Raw genomic sequence first — 16,219 nt, 5'->3', positions numbered from 1 at the left:
GCTTGCGAGCAGCCCCAATCGATAAGCCCGCACATGAAATGCTGGAGATACGAGACCTGGTTATCGAGTTCGATATGCCGGGAGGCTCGGTACGGGCATTAGACCGCGTTTCATTTAATGTTCGAGAGGGGCAAACCCTGGCTCTGGTGGGTGAGTCCGGCTCGGGGAAGTCGGTATGCTCTCAAGCCATTCTGGGTATTCTCCCCGCTAATGCTCGTATCCATAGCGGTAGTATAGAGTTCAGAGACCCCAAGCATCCCGGTCATTGTGTGGACATAGCTGCCTTGGATAATAGTGGCGCCGATATGCGGAACATTCGGGGTGGGCAAATCTCGATTATATTCCAGGAACCCATGGTGTCCATGTCAGCCATGCACACTATTGGGGATCAGGTCAGTGAGGCGTTGTTTCTGCATCGAAAAATGAGTCGTGCCAAAGGCCTTGAGGTGACTCAGGAGATGCTGGCGCTGGTTGGATTTCGTAATCCCCAGCAAGCGATGAATCTGTACCCTTTTGAGCTTTCTGGTGGCTTACGGCAACGAGCCATGATTGCTATGGCCTTAATCTGTCATCCGGCGCTGCTGATAGCAGACGAACCCACTACGGCATTGGACGTGACCGTTCAGAAGCAGATCCTCAGATTGATACGCCGCTTGCAGGCCGAGCTCAATATGGCGGTTTTGCTGATTACCCACGATCTGGGCGTGGTGGCTAATATGGCCGATGAGGTAGTGGTTATGTACCACGGTCGAGTGGTTGAAAGAGGTCCGCTTGAAGCGCTGTTTCAGCATCCACAGCATGACTATCTGCAATCGTTGTTCAGGGCAGTACCCCGATTCAATCTGGAAACGAATGAGCGGTTGAATCCTATTCGATCCAGTGCCGGTGGGCTCGATAATGTTCAAGAGCTGTACACCCCCTGGACCGAACAACAGCGGCTTCATGCTCCCCATTTAAGCATTCGCGAGCTATCAAAAACCTATGTCCAGCGCAAAAGTGGGTGGTGGGGCGGCGGTGACGAAGAGCATATTCATGCGGTGAGAGATTTTAATCTCGATATTGCTGTCGGTGAGTCTCTGGGGTTGGTTGGAGAAAGTGGGTGTGGCAAAACCACACTCTCCAAAATGCTGATGCGCGGTCTGGAGCCTAGCACCGGATCCATTCTCTATAACGATCGCGGAACCACGGTTCCTTTATTAGATCTAGAGGGGCCAGAACTTGAGCAATTTAGACCTCGAATGCAATTGGTTTTCCAGGACCCATATAGCGCTTTAAGCCCCAGAATGACGATCAACGATATCATCTGTGAGCCTTTGTTAATTCACCACGTTGGTGATAAAGCTTATCGAGAACGCCGTGCCAGGGAGTTGATGGCGTTGGTAGGTTTGAGCCCTGAAGTCTTGAATCGTTACCCCCACAGTTTTTCCGGTGGTCAGCGTCAACGCATCAGTATAGCGAGGGCTTTGGCATTATCCCCTGATCTTTTGATACTCGATGAGCCTGTGTCAGCTTTGGACGTTTCAGTACAAGCACAGATTCTGAATTTATTGAAAGATTTGCAAAAAGAGCTCGGCCTGACCTATTTGTTTATTAGCCACAACCTCGCCGTAGTCGACTATATCGCTGAGCGTGTAGTGGTTATGTGCCATGGCCAAGTGGTTGAAGTTGCGCCCACAAAAGAGCTCTTTGCCAGCCCCCTCCACCCCTATACCAGAGCTTTGATAGATGCGGTGCCGGCACCGGATCTCAACCAGTTACTCGATTTTGATAATCAGGAGGCTGGGTTGGCCCAACCAGAGTTCTGGCCTCAGCCCTATACCTTATCGCCCCACATTGAAACCAGCCTGATCGAGGTTGAGAACAACCATTGGGTAAGGATGCATTCTGATGAAGGTTAGTTCCGTTTGGGTGTTGCTGTTATCTATGCTGATAAGCGTTGATACCTTTGCCATTGAGCCGCAGCCGCCAGAACAACCCAGAATTATGGAGTTACTGCCTCCTCAAACATACGGAAAACAGGGCGGGAGTTTACGGGTGTTGATGGCCAAGTCCAAAGATATTCGTATGCTGAATGTCTATGGCTATGCCCGCCTTGTCGGTTACGACCAAAACTTCGAGTTGGTGCCTGACATTTTACTGTCCTATGAAAATGAAGATGATCGGATTTTTACTTTGCATTTGCGCCCGGGTCATCGCTGGTCTGATGGCGTTTTGTTTACCTCGGAGGATTTTCGCTTTTACTGGGAAGACGTAGCCCTGAACAAAGATCTTTCTCCGTATGGCCCTCCCAAAGCGTTGCAAGTCGATGGTGAGTTTCCAACCGTAGAAATTGTTGATGAACTGACGATTCGTTTTACCTGGAGTACACCGAATCCGCATTTTCTGCCGTTACTCGCGGCGCCAAGGGCATTAAGCATTTATTTCCCTGCGCATTATATGCGCCAGTTCCACAATAAATATGTAGATGCTGATCGTCTTGAAAGCTTAAGAAAGCAAGCCAAAAAGCGTAACTGGGTAGCGTTATTCAAATCGAAAGATAACGTCTATCGAATGGATAACCCCGATTTACCGACCTTGCAACCCTGGTACAACACGACGTTCAAGCCTGCTGATCGCTTCGTTTTCCTGCGAAACCCTTTCTTTCATCGAGTAGATGCTCGTGGCACTCAATTACCCTATATCGATGAAGTGGTCGTCAATATCGTTGGCAGTAGCCTGATTGCGGCAAAAGCCAGGGCGGGGGAGTCCGATCTGCAGGGGCGTTATATTCGCCTTGATAACTACACCTTTCTGAAAGAGGGGGAAAAGCAGAGTAACTATCAGGTACGTTTCTGGAAGGCAGCACGTGGCTCTCAGTTCGCGCTCTATCCGAATCTGAATGCTAATGATGAGCAGTGGCGGATTCTGAATCGAGACGTCCGCTACCGGCGTGCACTTTCCATGGCCATCAACCGGCATGAAATCAATCAAGTGGTGTACTACGGTCTCGCGTCTGAAGGTGGCAACACATTGTTACCCGAAAGCAGCCTGTTCCAGGAAGACTTTATGCGTATCTGGAACCAATATTCCCCACAAGAAGCTAACCAGTTGCTGGATGAGATAGGTCTGACTGAGCGTGACGAGCGGGGCGTCCGCTTGTTACCCGATGGTCGCCCTATGAATCTTATTGTGCATACAGCTGGGGAGGATACTGAAGAGACGGATGTGCTCCAGCTCATACACGATCACTGGCTCGATATCGGTATCAAACTCTACATACGTCCTTCCCAGAGAGAAGTGTTTCGCAGCCGGGTAATATCCGGAGACGCGGTTATGTCGGTCTGGAAGGGGTTGGATAATGCATTGGCGACCAGCGATATGAGCCCCTGGGAACTGGCTCCTTATTCCCAGCAACAGCTCCAATGGTCCAAGTGGGGAGATTATTACGAAACTGGCAAAGGGTCTGCACCAGACCTGTTACCAGCGACGAGACTTCGTACCTTGGTAGAGGATTGGGAGCGTTCACGTAACCGTCAGCAACGCTGGGATATATGGCAAGAGATGCTCAAAATCTATTCGAACCAAGTGTTCAGCATCGGTACCGTCACCGGTATTATGCAGCCGATTGTTGTCAGCAATGATTTAAGGAATGTGCCTGCCCAGGGTTGGTATAGCTGGGAGCCGGGCTCCTATTTTGGCGTGTATAACCCCGACACATTCTGGCTTATCAAATCCAGGAGGGAGCAATAGATGGGCCATTATATCGTTAAGCGTATATTGCTGATGATACCCACTCTGTTGCTGATCAGCTTTGTGGTCTTTGTCATTATTCAGCTGCCTCCCGGGGATTATCTGGAAAGCTATATTGCTGAACTCCAGGCTCAGGGTGAAAGCGTAGATATGGAAAAAATAGCCTACCTGCGTGAAGAGTATGGCCTCGATAAAAGCTTTTTCCAGCAATATATCTCCTGGGTTAGCGGTTTTGTGCAAGGCGATTATGGTTATTCCTTTGAATACGATCTGCCCGTATCTGAAGTCGTGGGTGATCGTATGTACCTCACGATTGCGGTGTCGGTATTGACCATACTCTTTACCTGGATTATTGCCTTTCCAATTGGTTTGTATTCCGCTACCCATCAATACAGCTGGGGAGATTATGGCCTGACCCTGATAGGATTTATCGGTTTGGCGACACCAAACTTCCTGCTTGCTCTGGTCATGCTTTACCTTGCGAATGTGTATTTCGGCACCTCCATTGGTGGTTTGATGGACGAGCAATACATCAATCAGCCCTGGAGCTGGGACAAGGTAAAGTCTGTCCTGGAGCACCTGTGGATTCCGGTTGTTGTTATTGGTACTTCGGGTACAGCGGGAATGATCCGTCGACTACGAGCCAACTTGCTCGATGAGCTGCACAAACCCTATGTGGTAACAGGCAGGGCAAAAGGCTTACCGGAAACAAGGCTATTGTTGAAATATCCGTTCCGGGTATCGCTTAACTTTTTTATTGCGGATATTGGTAGCATGTTGCCCAGTATCATCTCCGGCGCTGAAATTGTTGCCCTGGTGTTATCGCTGCCGACGACGGGTCCGATGCTGCTAGGCGCATTACAGAGTCAGGATATGTATTTAGCCGGATCATTTTTGATGTTTTTGGCCATGCTAACGGTTGTTGGTGTACTGATTTCTGATCTGCTATTAGCCGTGCTAGACCCCAGGATTCGACTTGAGGGAGGGGCCCAGCGATGAAGTCACCGGCTAACCCCCATTTTGTTTGTGACGCGGATTATGATCCACAGTCCATCGTTCGCGCACAAAGTAATCAACAAGCTTTTTTCCTGGCATCACAATGGCAGCTGATGTGGTGGAAATTCAAGAAGCACAAGTTAGCGCTTTATAGTGCCGTCTTTTTGATTTTGCTTTACCTGTCGATTCTTATTTGTGAGTTTCTGGCACCTTATAATCTGCACAGTCGTCATGTTGACTCGATCTATTCGCCGCCACAGCCGGTACACCTGTTTCATGAAGGTGAGTGGGTTGGCCCTTTTGTCTATGGCTGGAATCAGACATTGGACATGGACCGGCTGCTAAGGATCTATAGCGAAGATACCGAGAAAATCTACAAGATCAGCTTTTTCTGTTCCGGAGAAAGCTACCGATTTTGGGGCATGGTTGAGGCCAACTTGCATTTGGCCTGCGTCGAGCAGGGCGGCACTATGTTTCTTATGGGTACCGATCGACTAGGCAGGGATATGCTGTCTCGTATTATTTATGGCACCCGTATATCGATCACCATAGGCCTGGTTGGCATCACCCTGAGCATGATTATGGGTATCATCATTGGCAGCCTGGCGGGTTATTATGGCGGCTGGGTTGATAATGTCGTACAGCGAATCATTGAAGTCATACGTTCCTTCCCGGAACTGCCACTATGGATGGCATTGTCAGCAATTATTCCGGTCACCTGGAGTCCATTATGGGTGTTTTTTGGCATCACCCTGATCCTGGCGTTGATGGATTGGACCGGCTTGGCCAGAGCAGTACGTTCCAAACTGTTGGCGCTGCGAGAAGAGGATTATGCGAGTGCGGCTCAGTTAATGGGGGCCTCGCCTCCACGAATTATTCGTAAGCACCTGTTGCCGGGATTTTTTAGCCATTTAATCGCTTCGGCCACCCTGTCTATCCCTGCGATGATTTTGGGTGAAACCGCTTTGAGTTTCCTCGGGTTAGGCTTACGCCCCCCCATAACCAGCTGGGGGGTTCTGTTGGCCGAAGCTCAAAACGTGAACGTAGTGGCGATTTACCCCTGGTTGATGTTGCCGGTGGTGCCGGTGATCTGTGTAATTCTGGCATTTAACTTTATGGGTGATGGTCTACGCGACGCGGCGGATCCCTATAAGCATTAGTGCCGTTTGAGTGAACTGGTCCATCAGGTTTGTGACTCGATACGGCCATTGACCATCTCGACTCTATGGTCGAATAATGGCAGCAGATGTTGCCGGTTGATCACCCAAAGAAAGACGCAGCGATTACTTTGTAGCAGTCGAGACAGCAGACGCTGTTCCGATTGCTCGTCCATGGCATTGGTTGCTTGATCTGCAACCAGCAAGCGAGGCTTCTTCAACAGTGCCCGAATAAGTGCGAGTTTTTGACGGGTAGATACCTGCAATCTCGAGCCAGAGGTTCCCACCTCGTACTCCAGTCCGTAATGTTGAATGTCGACACGAAGATTGTTTTCATCGATAAGTTCGTCAATGACTTTTGCTACTTTTTCCTGGGCGTTGGCTTTTCCATAAGCCAGTTTTCCGAACAGGATATTTTCCTGAATACTCAATAGTTCATTAAACTGATCGTAATGATAGTGAAGCAACTCCCGTCGGCCTTTCTGGGTATGGGCAAACTCTTTGCGGACTTCGACCAGGTGTTTCTGAATTGATTCGTCGATCAAACCCAAGCGATGTCGAGCAGGTACCAACTTCATAAACAAAGCAAGGAGTTTGACTTGCGAGCGATGGGGCAGGGAGCCAGCTTTCTCGATCGGGTACTTATTCACCAGACTTTGATATTCCGGCAGATCCTCAGCACTGATAAAGCTGAATTGTTCAAATATCTCATTGCCGGGCTCTAGATCGGAAAATAGTTCGATCATGGTTTCGGCGACTTTATAGCCTATTTCCAATGCCTTTGGCATCAATCGAGTGCGGACGAGCACGCGTTCTAGCGAGCCATCATTATGCAGTGTCTCAGGGTCAAGGGCATGATCCGTGCAGCTACCAAACAAAATGTTCTCAGCCACGCTTATGTTGGTGTTGTATTTATCTGGTTCAAACCGCTCCACCAGGTCCGTCATATTATGTTTGGCTAGACGGTCACTCAACTGGCGGCGCAGGTTGACGAGCTTCTCGGCCAGTTGTTGATCCGGCGCGCTTGTCATGGATTGCTGAAGACCAAATCGATACAGATCCCCATCCAGCTCAAATAAAGAACTAAGCTCGAGCACTTCATCTTGTAGCGCTTCTAAGGAGTCGTAGGGTGTTTGACTAATATCCAGCCAGTCATGGTCGATAGGCTGGGTGTAGATATTGGCGTCGTTGTCAGAAAAGGCTTCAGGTTTGGTGAGGCCGTAAAACAGGTTGTCGCGAATAGTGCCTGCAAACAGGTGTGAACGGGAGCCGACAAAGCTAACGGCGCTACTTAACGCGGGTTCATTCACCTGCTGAAGATTGTGGCCGAATAAGCTGATGTTGCCGCGCGCAGGGTTCTGTAATCGGCAGATCAGTTGAGCCAGTTCAGAAGCTCCGCTGAGGGTGTCACCCACCAATGCTATGGACTGTTTAAGGTCCAATTGCATATTGATGCTGTCCAGGCTGGTGCTGGCATCACCGTCTGAGAAAAACACACGATCAAAGGCAATTTGCTGGTTCAGCTGTTCCAGGGAGGATTCCCCTTCGCAAAGCTGTGGAGCTGGAATCATCTCTTCCGGTGAAAACTGTTCGACTATCTGTTCGTACTTGATACGAACATCTTCCTTGGTTTGGTAGTACTTGAGCAATTCCTTCCAGGGAGCATCCAGATCTTGATAGGCAGCCAGTACCGCAACCAGAGCGCCTAGGGTGAGCTCACCCTGAATGACATAATAGCCACCAATCGAATAAAAGAAGAAGGGGGTGACTTTGGCCAGGAAGTTATTGAGAAACTTGATAAAAAACTTACGCTTGTAGATCTCGAAGCGGATCTGGAAGATATTCTGCAAGCGCGATGCGATCTTGACCCGTTCAAACGCGGTGGTGCCCAGGCTGTGCACATCCTGAATGCCAGCCATACTGTCGCCCACTTTATCGCCTAATTTCCGTGCTGCCAGTACTCGTTGCTTGGCCAGTGCATTGACCTTGCGCTGTAGCTTCGGGATCACGTACATCTGCAAGGGGTAGAGTGCTATGGCGGCCAAGCCGAGAAAAGGGTCCTGATTAAAGATGAAAAACAGATAGGTAAATAGAAGCCCGCCCTGAAAAGCAGGTAATGCGAACGCCTCGCCAATAAAGCCACCCAGAGGTTCTGTTTCGGCGGTAATTATCGGTATGATTTCCCCTTGGGAAATTTTCCTGAAATGGGGCAGGGGAAAGCGTAAGATACGCCCATAGAGTTCCAGTCGCAGATTGCGTAGCATCCGCTCGCCGACGACGCCTCGGTAAACGTTCAGTATGTATTTCAGGGCGCCATTGATTACCACCAGTGCCAGAAACAGTAGGCAGAGAAACAGCAAGTAGGAAATCTGGTTCATTTCGTAGCCCAGAACGACTTCCGGAATATCGGTTCCCGTCAGGGCTTTATTGATAATCTGCTTGGGTACATCGAGGGATGCGTAGACAAACGGGAAGGTGACCAGCGTTAGCATCAGGATCAGAACCTGATGCCTGAGCGTATGCTTGATAATATATGTATAGATCGATTTTTCCATCTGCTCTGATCACTTCCTGCGAAAGGGTGGGTTCCCCGAGCGTGCCCCCATGCATTATCGTTGATAAACCCGGTGCCTCACAAGCACTGACCTTGATAAGACCAAAGAGAGGATGTCTTGGCGAAACGAATCGCACTTGTTTTAAAGGGGTATCCCCGCTTGTCAGAGACCTTTATCGCGCAGGAGATACGCGAGCTGGAAAAACACGGGTTGGATATTCTTCTGGTTTCCCTGCGTCACCCCACGGACTCTCGTACCCACCCTATTCATGACGAGATTCAGGCTCGAGTCCTCTATTTACCAGAATACCTGTATGTAGAGCCTTGGCGGGTCCTATCTGCCCTGTTAAGACAGTTGACGACATTGTCTTTTTGGCGAACGGCCGGCATTTGGTGGAAAGACCTGATGCGAGATATAAGCAGTAATCGAGTGCGCCGGTTTGGCCAGGCGCTGGTGTTGGCCAATGAGCTACCAAAGGATGTTGAGTTGCTCTACGCGCACTTTATACATACACCAGGTTCGGTAACGCGTTATTGCAGTGAGCTAACGACTATTGACTGGTGCGCTTCGGCCCATGCCAAGGATATCTGGACGACCCCTCGCTGGGAGCTACAGGAGAAACTGGCCAGCCTATCCTGGTTGACTACTTGCACTGCTGCCAACACCGAATACCTCAAGGGTCTTTGTGATGATGAGGATAAAGTTTTCCTGAGTTATCATGGGCTCGACTTCAGTCGCTTTCCTGAGCCGGAGACAAGCGTTAGTGAAGCAGCTGAGAACGGCACTGTGCAAGTGCTATCGGTAGGCCGTGCAGTGCCTAAAAAGGGCTATGATCTGTTGCTCAATGCGTTAGCAAGTCTGCCTGTGGAACTGGAATGGCACTTTACCCATATTGGTGGAGGTGAATTATTACCCGAGCTCGAGCAGCTATCGATCACACTGGGTATACAAAACCGTGTGACCTGGTTGGGTGCGCAATCCCAGCAACGTGTCCTAGAGGCCTATCAAAACTCCGACCTGTTTGTGTTGGCGTCCCGTGTTAATGGCGACGGTGATCGTGACGGTCTACCCAACGTATTGATGGAAGCGCAAAGTCAGAAACTGGCCTGCTTGTCGACTGATATCTCAGGCATACCGGAGCTGATTATTGATGGCGAGAGTGGTCTGCTCGTCCCCCAGAAGGACGAAGCCGCCTTGGCAGACGCTCTGCACCGTTTGATGGCCGATTACGATCTGCGCCAGCGACTGGGGCGGGCCGGTTATCAGCGAGTCCGTTCGCACTTCTCATTAGATGAGGGCATTGATCAGTTGATGGGTAAGTTTGGGGGCGATGCGTGAACCCCCGGGTTGCCTTTTATGCACCTATGAAGTCACCGGATCACCCCAATCCATCGGGTGACCAGCGCATAGCCAGATTGTTTGTTGAGGCGTTGCAGTTGGCGGGCTACGAGGTTGAGCTGGCAAGTGAGCTCCGCAGCTGGGAAGGCAAAGGTGACAGGGCCCATCAGAAAGCTATCCGTGAACAGGGACAAATTGAGGCACGGTCACTTATTGGCGAATATCAAGCACGTCCAAAGTCTCAGCGCCCTGCCTATTGGTTTACTTACCACCTTTTTCATAAAGCCCCTGACTGGATTGGCCCGGCGGTGAGCAAGGCACTTGGAATCCCCTATTTTGTGGCAGAGGCATCCGTTGCCAATAAGCAGAAACAAGGGGCCTGGAGTGAAGGGTGGCAATGCTCTGTTAATGCACTGACTGTGGCCGACGGGGTGTTGACGTTAAACCCTGGCGATGAACCAGCACTACGCGAATATGTGTCTCAACATCGAATTCATTCAATAACGCCCTTTGTATCATCGGTCAATACACAACCGGCCGATCGCCAGATGCTAGCTCAGAAATTGGGACTTGATCCGGATTGCATCTGGCTTATTACTACTGCCATGATGCGCCCCGGCGCTAAATTTCAAAGCTACCAGCGGTTAGCTCAAAGTTTGCAGGTTGTTTCTGCTCAAACCTCTTGTCGTTGGCAGCTGCTGGTTATTGGTGATGGCAAAGAACGAACGCAGGTTGAGGCGCTCTTTGCGTCATTTAAGGCGCAGGTTGTTTTTGCCGGTCAACGCTCACGGGCTGAGATTCAACAGTGGATGCCTGCTTTTAATCTGTTTGTTTGGCCTGCGATCAATGAGGCTATTGGCATGGCCATGTTGGAAGCTATGGCAGCTGGGGTGCCGGTACTATCGGGTTACAGTCCTGCGCTCTATCCTTTATCCCTTAAGGGGGAGGGGCTGACAATGCTGGCCGAAGGCGATGATGCAGGGTTTTCCCTTGCCTTCGAGCGTTTATTATCAAACCCTCAATCATTTAAAAAAATGTCCACTGCGAATCGTGACTTAACGGTGTCTGATTGCAGTCTTGATGCGGCGGCCATGCAATTGAAATCGGTGCTGGGAGCTATGGGATGATTCGTATCTATATGCTTCGTCATGGAACAACCCCCTGGAATGTGCAAAAAAGAATTCAGGGGCACACTGATATAGCATTGTTACCCCAAGCCTTTGATTTGCTCTGTAATACGCCGGTCGCAAATCGGTATAAAGAATTGACCTGGTTTTCCAGTCCATTGCTTCGGGCGGTTGAAACCGCCAAGGCACTGGGACTAAATGCCGTTACAGAGCCGGCGTTGATTGAAATGGAGTGGGGCGAATGGGAAGGCCAAACATTGGCCGAATTGCGCGCTATGCAACCTGAAGTGATGTCTCGGGAGGAGGCCAAAGGCCTTTTTATGACGCCTCCTCAGGGTGAGAATCCATCACAGGTAATAACGCGTTTAATGGCCTGGTTATCGGAACTGGCGCCCCAATCGGATATCGGATTGGTAACCCACAAAGGAGTGATTCGGGCAGCCATTGCGCAAGCTTGCGGTTGGAATATGCTGGATAAATGCCCGATTAAGCCCGACTGGAACAAAGCGCTGGAATTTACCTGGTCAGAGGCCGAGGGTCTGGGCTTCGGTCGAGTTGACTGCCCGCTAGACTAATGAGCGTATTGTCAGTCAGCGAATAAAAGCCTCAAGCTTCTCGATGTTTATCAGGAAACAGGCAATCTATGCTGGGCCATCGCACGCAGGGGTGGCTTTGCAGCAGGGCCAGTAGTTGGTGCAGAAATTCCCAGCATTGCGTGTCATGTGCAAGATGGTGGCTCATAATCCCTGTCGTCTCCAGAGGATCGACTTGCCTCAATCGACGCTGCCTCAGATGAGTTACCAACTGATTTAGAACGCGTTGCTCACCGGCAAAGCAACGTTGTTTCCAATCGATCAGGTCAATGTGTACATTGTTAACGGTAAGATCTGTCTGATCATTTCTGGGCCCTAGAGTCGATAATCCCAATAAGCCAACAGCTGATAACTCGTCGATTAGTGCTTTACTGATTCGATTCCAGGGTGGCACCAGTACAGGGTGGTAGGCTGTTCCTAATTCTTTGGAGAGTTTCTGGTGCCCCTGCACCAAGCTGTTGATCACCTGCTGTTTAGGTCGATGCAGACCAAGTTCTTGCTTGCGCTGCTCTGGTGGTGCGTAGTTGCTGTGATCGTAGCCATGTAATAGACAGCTAATCTTCGTGTAACCTTTTAGTCTGGACGCCAAAGATGGTTGCAGCCCTTTTGGAATAACGGCTAATGACAGTGGCACCTGATGCCGATTGGATAGATTCAGCAGTTGTTCCAAGGCCGGTGTGTCGCTAGTGGCATCATCATCACGCCACCATAAGCTGAGCCGGGATCCCGATTGTTGCCACAATGCCAGTTCTTGCTCGAGCAGTTGCCAGGGGTGCTCCTGTTTCATCGGGTCGGCCTTGTTATACTTTCGAAAAGGTAGTCGGCGCTTTGTTGGGCACCATTGAGGTCAATATCAATCTCAGGGAATGATTGCAGAGCGGCTTGGTTAATCGCGGACACAAGATGTGCTTCATTGAGCTTATCTTCATGAAGAAGGTGCAGATAACCTCGCTGCTGCAAAATATGGCTGCGCTGGAGTTGTTCGGTTTCTCCACCGTTACTGTAGGGTACTACTAGCGCAGGCGTTCGGGTCGCCAGGATATCCATAGTAGTGTTGTATCCTGCCTGGGATATCGACAGTTGGCTTTGTGCCAACAAGCAAACGAAATCATCCCGGAAACGCTCAACCAATATGCCGTTCTCGCTACCCATTCGCTGTAACTCCGTAAAGCGAGCCGAGCTAAGCCCAGGTCCGGTTATACACCTCCAGTTCGCATTGGCCAGTCTGGTCGAACTTTTGCACTGCATAACCTTGTGAAGTAATTCATAGCCAACGGCGCCGCCACCAACGGAGATGACGACTCCATGGCGAGTAGTCTGCTCCGAATTAGCAAGCTTTTCTGCGATATACCCTGTGTAGTAAATAGGATTGTTGATCATCTCGGTGCAGGGAAAACTGTCCTCGAGACGTACCAGGTTAGGGTCGCTATGTACCAGAACCTTATCAAAATAGTGGTTAATCAACTCAGCGCTTTCTTCAGCGCGCGATCGCTTGTTTGCGCTTTTCTTAACCAGAATATCCCTGAGTGAGCAGACGGTCGGCGTTGCTTGCTGATGAGCAAGCTCAAGCAAAGGTATAAGCTCGAAACGAAACTGCCTGCGGCCAAAAGGGTACAGTTCGATAAGAACCAGGTCCGGTCGCAGAGTTTGGTAAAGGGCTAGTAGTTGATCCTTGCGCCACGCTTTATAACCGTCATCAACAGATCGACCGTTTCCATCGACCAGCGATGAGAAATCCCCATTTTGACAAGTGATTGGTGGCAACTGATGGACATGGGCACCTTCGAAATGAATGGGCGAAGGGGCGCCACCCTGTACCAGATGAAGATCAAAGCCAGCCCTGATAAGTGCTTTGCTAAGCAGGGCTGCGCGTTTGATGTGCCCTATGCCGAGTAAGTGCTGTACGTAAAAGAGTACGCGGGGTTTCAAAGCCTTCATTCTTCGGGTTGGTTTGGCTGTAGGTCATGACCTCGTTCACACATGATTTGATAAACCCTGGATGCGACATTTTCGATACCGCCCAGCATCTCATCAGCCTTAGCCTCGGATGGAGTAGGGGCTTGCTCGAGTTCAATCAGCGCATTCACCATACGGGACGTATCCTGAAGGTCATCCGGATCGACCATCTGAATCAGATATCGAGCGCTGGCTTTGCTTGCTCGTATATATTGCTCCAGTCGAGGCGTCTTTCGCGGAACAATGATGGTTGGTTTATTGAACGACAGAATTTCACAAAAGGTGTTGTATCCACCCATTGAAACCACGGCGGAGGCCTTGGCAATCAGGCCCTCGAGATGATTGTTAAAGGTAATAACCTTAACGCGTTGCAATTGAGACGCACGCTCTGCGAAGGCCTCCCGTTGTTCGCTGGGCATAAAGGGGCCCAGTACGATTAGTGCGGGCAAGGGAAGCCGGTTTTCTGCTGCTTCATAGGCCCTGAGAACCCAGTCAACGAGGTCGACGCCATCTCCACCGCCGCCGGTAGTAACCAGCAAATAAGGCTGCTCGAGGGGAAGGGGTTGGTTAATCGCAGCCTTGGGCAATCGACGATTGAGGTACCCGGTGAAATGTACTTTATGGTCTATTGGGTCTGGTAGAGAGACGCCTTCGAGAGGGTTACCCATGGACTCGGGTCCGTAGACCCATATTTGATCAAATAGCGGGTCTATATGGGGTGGTATCCCCTTATCTGACCATTCACGATCGAGCGCACTGGCCTCATCCATGACATCTCTGAGACCCAGGATGTTAGTGGTACCCAAGGCTTTCAGCATCTTTAAGGTATGCTTGACTTCACCCTTTAACCCAAGGGGTTCTTTATCGACCAGAAAGATATCCGGTGAGAAGCTCAACGCCGTGTTATAAATAATCGACTCGCGAATGGCCATGGTGTGTGACAGGTCTATGTGTAAGCCAAGACTGGTGTAATCGCCATCGTAGAGCTTGATCACCCCAGGAATACGGACAAAATCTACCCGCGCACGAAAATCAAAGCGCCCGATGATCGGGGAGCCTGTCAGAATAAGAACGGATATGGATTTGTAATGTCTGACCAAGGCGTGGGCAATGGTATGACATCGCCTCAGGTGACCCAGGCCATAGCTATCGTGGCTGTAGATCAGTACCCGGGCGTCGGGTTTAGTAAGCTGCGTCATGGTTCCTTCAACTGATGGGCAAACGGCTAGATCGGTCGCAGGGTTGCTACTATAAGTCAGTAGACCGCCAAATTGTACTCTTGTCGGGAAAGAAATAGACCGAGGTCGGGTTCTATGTGTCAAACAGTAAATAATGACAGGATGGCCAGCTAAGGGATGAGTGTTATTCAAAGAGGTCGAGACCTTTTATACCGGTTATCCAGTACGCAGCCGAATGAACGCGCAGGCGAAATTTTGAGCAGCTCAAGAGTGAGAGGAGCGATTCTGCGCCAGCAACAGGGTAGTGAGCGTTTAATTGCCTGGGTTGAACTGGCCGTTGTGGTTACTTTCCTGCTGTTGTACTCCCTAACCCCCAAAACCTTTGTTGCACCTGATCTGGCTTTCAATCTTGATTCCAGTTTGCCAAGCCAGCTTTTGCTTGCAGTGGGTAATGAACCGGTTCCCTGGGCTCTTGGTTTGTATTTTTTAGTAGCGATTGGGGGGTTGTTTCAGGCGTACTCAGAGCGCTTGTTAAGCTGGCGTTCCTATAGTGCAATCGTTCTGAATTTCACTCTGTTGTATGGGTTGATTTGGAGCTTTCATATGCAATATCAGCAGCCTCCTGCCTTTTATCTGAAGGCTCCGACCCTGTTGTATGTATTCATTTTTATTGCTATCAGGGCGTTACGCTTTGAAGCTCGCTATGTGCTTTTTGCCGGTTTTTGTGCCGTTGTTGGCTGGATGTTGATGGTGCTCTATGTTCTATACACCGACGATGGCGAGATGCCTCTGACCCGTGATTATGTTAACTACCTAACCTCAAATTCGGTTTTGTTAGGCGCGGAGTTCGATAAAATGATCGTTATGGTGCTTGTTACCTCTATTCTTGCCCTGGCAATCACCCGGGCAAGAGGCTTGTTGGTAGAAGCGGTTGTTGAAACCAAGATAGCCAATGATCTCGCCCGGTTTGTCCCTGCTGAGGTAGCTCGCCAAGTCTCTCTGGATGCACCGGAGCTGGAGTTTGGTGCTGGCAAGGTGGGGGAGGCGACCATTTTGTTTACCGATATTGAGGGTTTCACCTCATTAAGTGAAAAGACCGACCCAGAACATCTGATTCAGCGGCTGAATCGTTATTTTAGTGTGCTATCAGGGCCAATTGTCGATTGGGGAGGCACAATCAACCAGTTTCAGGGGGATGCGGTTCTGGCATCGTTTAACATGCCCATTTCCAATCAGCAGCATGCGGTGAACGCCATTCACGCTGCGCTTAAAATACAGGCGCTGCTTCGAGATCATGATCCCGATTTTGTCACTCGTATCGGAATTAATACCGGTAAGGTGGTTGGTGGTCTTGTGGGTACGAGTGAGCGTTTAAGCTATACGGTGCACGGTGATGCGGTCAATATGGCGGCACGACTTGAGCAGCTCAACAAGGAATATGGCACCTGTATTTTAATCTCCGAAGAATGCAGAGTTCAGGCTGGAGATGTATTTGCGTTCAGGGAGGTTGGCGAGGTGATGATACGTGGTAGAAGTAAAATCACCCGCTTATACACGGTAGATGCCTAGCGCATGCAGTGATCGGGAGGC

Annotated in this window: 12 protein-coding genes; 8 read left to right on the top strand and 4 right to left on the bottom strand. The window is 50.1% G+C overall.

The features are described from left to right. Positions 1-2 precede the first annotated feature (2 nt). Genes MIB40_RS04215 through MIB40_RS04200 form a run of 4 tightly spaced genes read left to right on the top strand, consistent with a single transcriptional unit; the run spans position 3 to position 5,885 of the window. Positions 3-1,898 (top strand): ABC transporter ATP-binding protein, encoded by a 1,896-nt coding sequence (locus tag MIB40_RS04215; protein ID WP_249691187.1) that lies wholly within the window; start codon positions 3-5, stop codon positions 1,896-1,898. After that, positions 1,888-3,729, top strand: a complete 1,842-nt coding sequence (locus tag MIB40_RS04210; RefSeq protein WP_249691185.1) for an ABC transporter substrate-binding protein — start codon at positions 1,888-1,890, stop codon at positions 3,727-3,729. Before MIB40_RS04215 ends, MIB40_RS04210 begins: the two co-directional genes overlap by 11 nt. Further along, positions 3,730-4,728 carry an ABC transporter permease gene (locus tag MIB40_RS04205; protein WP_249691183.1) on the top strand — a complete coding sequence of 333 codons (999 nt, stop codon included), beginning with the start codon at positions 3,730-3,732 and terminating at the stop codon, positions 4,726-4,728. Next, positions 4,725-5,885, top strand: coding sequence for an ABC transporter permease (locus tag MIB40_RS04200; RefSeq protein WP_249691181.1), 1,161 nt, complete (start codon positions 4,725-4,727; stop codon positions 5,883-5,885). The genes MIB40_RS04205 and MIB40_RS04200 overlap by 4 nt, the downstream gene beginning before the upstream one ends. Positions 5,886-5,908: 23 nt before the next feature. On the opposite strand, the gene MIB40_RS04195 is transcribed toward MIB40_RS04200, so the two are convergent. After that, on the bottom strand, positions 5,909-8,437 hold the full coding sequence (locus tag MIB40_RS04195; protein WP_249691179.1) for an ABC transporter transmembrane domain-containing protein: 2,529 nt from the start codon (positions 8,435-8,437) through the stop codon (positions 5,909-5,911). A gap of 117 nt (positions 8,438-8,554) precedes the next feature. Between MIB40_RS04195 and MIB40_RS04190 the strand changes: the two genes are divergently transcribed. From MIB40_RS04190 to MIB40_RS04180, 3 genes are read left to right on the top strand one after another with little or no spacing between them, the layout of a single operon-like run. After that, positions 8,555-9,775, top strand: a complete 1,221-nt coding sequence (locus MIB40_RS04190; protein WP_249691177.1) for a glycosyltransferase family 4 protein — start codon at positions 8,555-8,557, stop codon at positions 9,773-9,775. Beyond that, positions 9,772-10,902, top strand: a complete 1,131-nt coding sequence (locus MIB40_RS19715) for a glycosyltransferase family 4 protein (RefSeq protein WP_249691176.1) — start codon at positions 9,772-9,774, stop codon at positions 10,900-10,902. Before MIB40_RS04190 ends, MIB40_RS19715 begins: the two co-directional genes overlap by 4 nt. Further along, positions 10,899-11,477: a histidine phosphatase family protein gene (locus MIB40_RS04180; protein WP_249691174.1), complete on the top strand. Its 579-nt coding sequence runs from the start codon at positions 10,899-10,901 to the stop codon at positions 11,475-11,477. Before MIB40_RS19715 ends, MIB40_RS04180 begins: the two co-directional genes overlap by 4 nt. Before the next feature lie 31 nt (positions 11,478-11,508). Here MIB40_RS04180 and MIB40_RS04175 read toward each other — a convergent pair whose 3' ends face one another. Genes MIB40_RS04175 through MIB40_RS04165 form a run of 3 tightly spaced genes read right to left on the bottom strand, consistent with a single transcriptional unit; the run spans position 11,509 to position 14,650 of the window. Next, positions 11,509-12,282, bottom strand: coding sequence for a polysaccharide deacetylase family protein (locus tag MIB40_RS04175; RefSeq protein WP_249691172.1), 774 nt, complete (start codon positions 12,280-12,282; stop codon positions 11,509-11,511). Continuing rightward, positions 12,279-13,424 (bottom strand): glycosyltransferase family protein, encoded by a 1,146-nt coding sequence (locus tag MIB40_RS04170; protein ID WP_249691170.1) that lies wholly within the window; start codon positions 13,422-13,424, stop codon positions 12,279-12,281. The genes MIB40_RS04175 and MIB40_RS04170 overlap by 4 nt, the downstream gene beginning before the upstream one ends. A gap of 5 nt (positions 13,425-13,429) precedes the next feature. Next, positions 13,430-14,650 carry a glycosyltransferase family protein gene (locus MIB40_RS04165; RefSeq protein ID WP_249691168.1) on the bottom strand — a complete coding sequence of 407 codons (1,221 nt, stop codon included), beginning with the start codon at positions 14,648-14,650 and terminating at the stop codon, positions 13,430-13,432. Between the two features lie 234 nt (positions 14,651-14,884). On the opposite strand from MIB40_RS04165, the gene MIB40_RS04160 reads away from it, so the two are divergent. After that, entirely contained in the window at positions 14,885-16,198 is a 1,314-nt protein-coding gene (locus MIB40_RS04160; RefSeq protein ID WP_249691167.1) for an adenylate/guanylate cyclase domain-containing protein, read from the top strand. Positions 16,199-16,219 lie beyond the last annotated feature (21 nt).

This window comes from Aestuariirhabdus haliotis (assembly GCF_023509475.1).
Lineage (GTDB): Bacteria > Pseudomonadota > Gammaproteobacteria > Pseudomonadales > Aestuariirhabdaceae > Aestuariirhabdus > Aestuariirhabdus haliotis.
The sequence above is the reverse complement of the archived record's forward strand: the minus strand, read 5'-3'. Positions and strand labels throughout refer to the sequence as shown.

What these genes read in the sequence shown, in the direction of transcription:
- MIB40_RS04165 (WP_249691168.1), bottom strand. Translation starts at nt 14,650, where the DNA reads ATGACGCAGCTTACTAAACCCGACGCCCGGGTACTGATCTACAGCCAC.
- MIB40_RS04200 (WP_249691181.1), top strand. Translation starts at nt 4,725, where the DNA reads ATGAAGTCACCGGCTAACCCCCATTTTGTTTGTGACGCGGATTATGAT.
- MIB40_RS04195 (WP_249691179.1), bottom strand. Translation starts at nt 8,437, where the DNA reads ATGGAAAAATCGATCTATACATATATTATCAAGCATACGCTCAGGCAT.
- MIB40_RS04180 (WP_249691174.1), top strand. Translation starts at nt 10,899, where the DNA reads ATGATTCGTATCTATATGCTTCGTCATGGAACAACCCCCTGGAATGTG.
- MIB40_RS04210 (WP_249691185.1), top strand. Translation starts at nt 1,888, where the DNA reads ATGAAGGTTAGTTCCGTTTGGGTGTTGCTGTTATCTATGCTGATAAGC.
- MIB40_RS04175 (WP_249691172.1), bottom strand. Translation starts at nt 12,282, where the DNA reads ATGAAACAGGAGCACCCCTGGCAACTGCTCGAGCAAGAACTGGCATTG.
- MIB40_RS04205 (WP_249691183.1), top strand. Translation starts at nt 3,730, where the DNA reads ATGGGCCATTATATCGTTAAGCGTATATTGCTGATGATACCCACTCTG.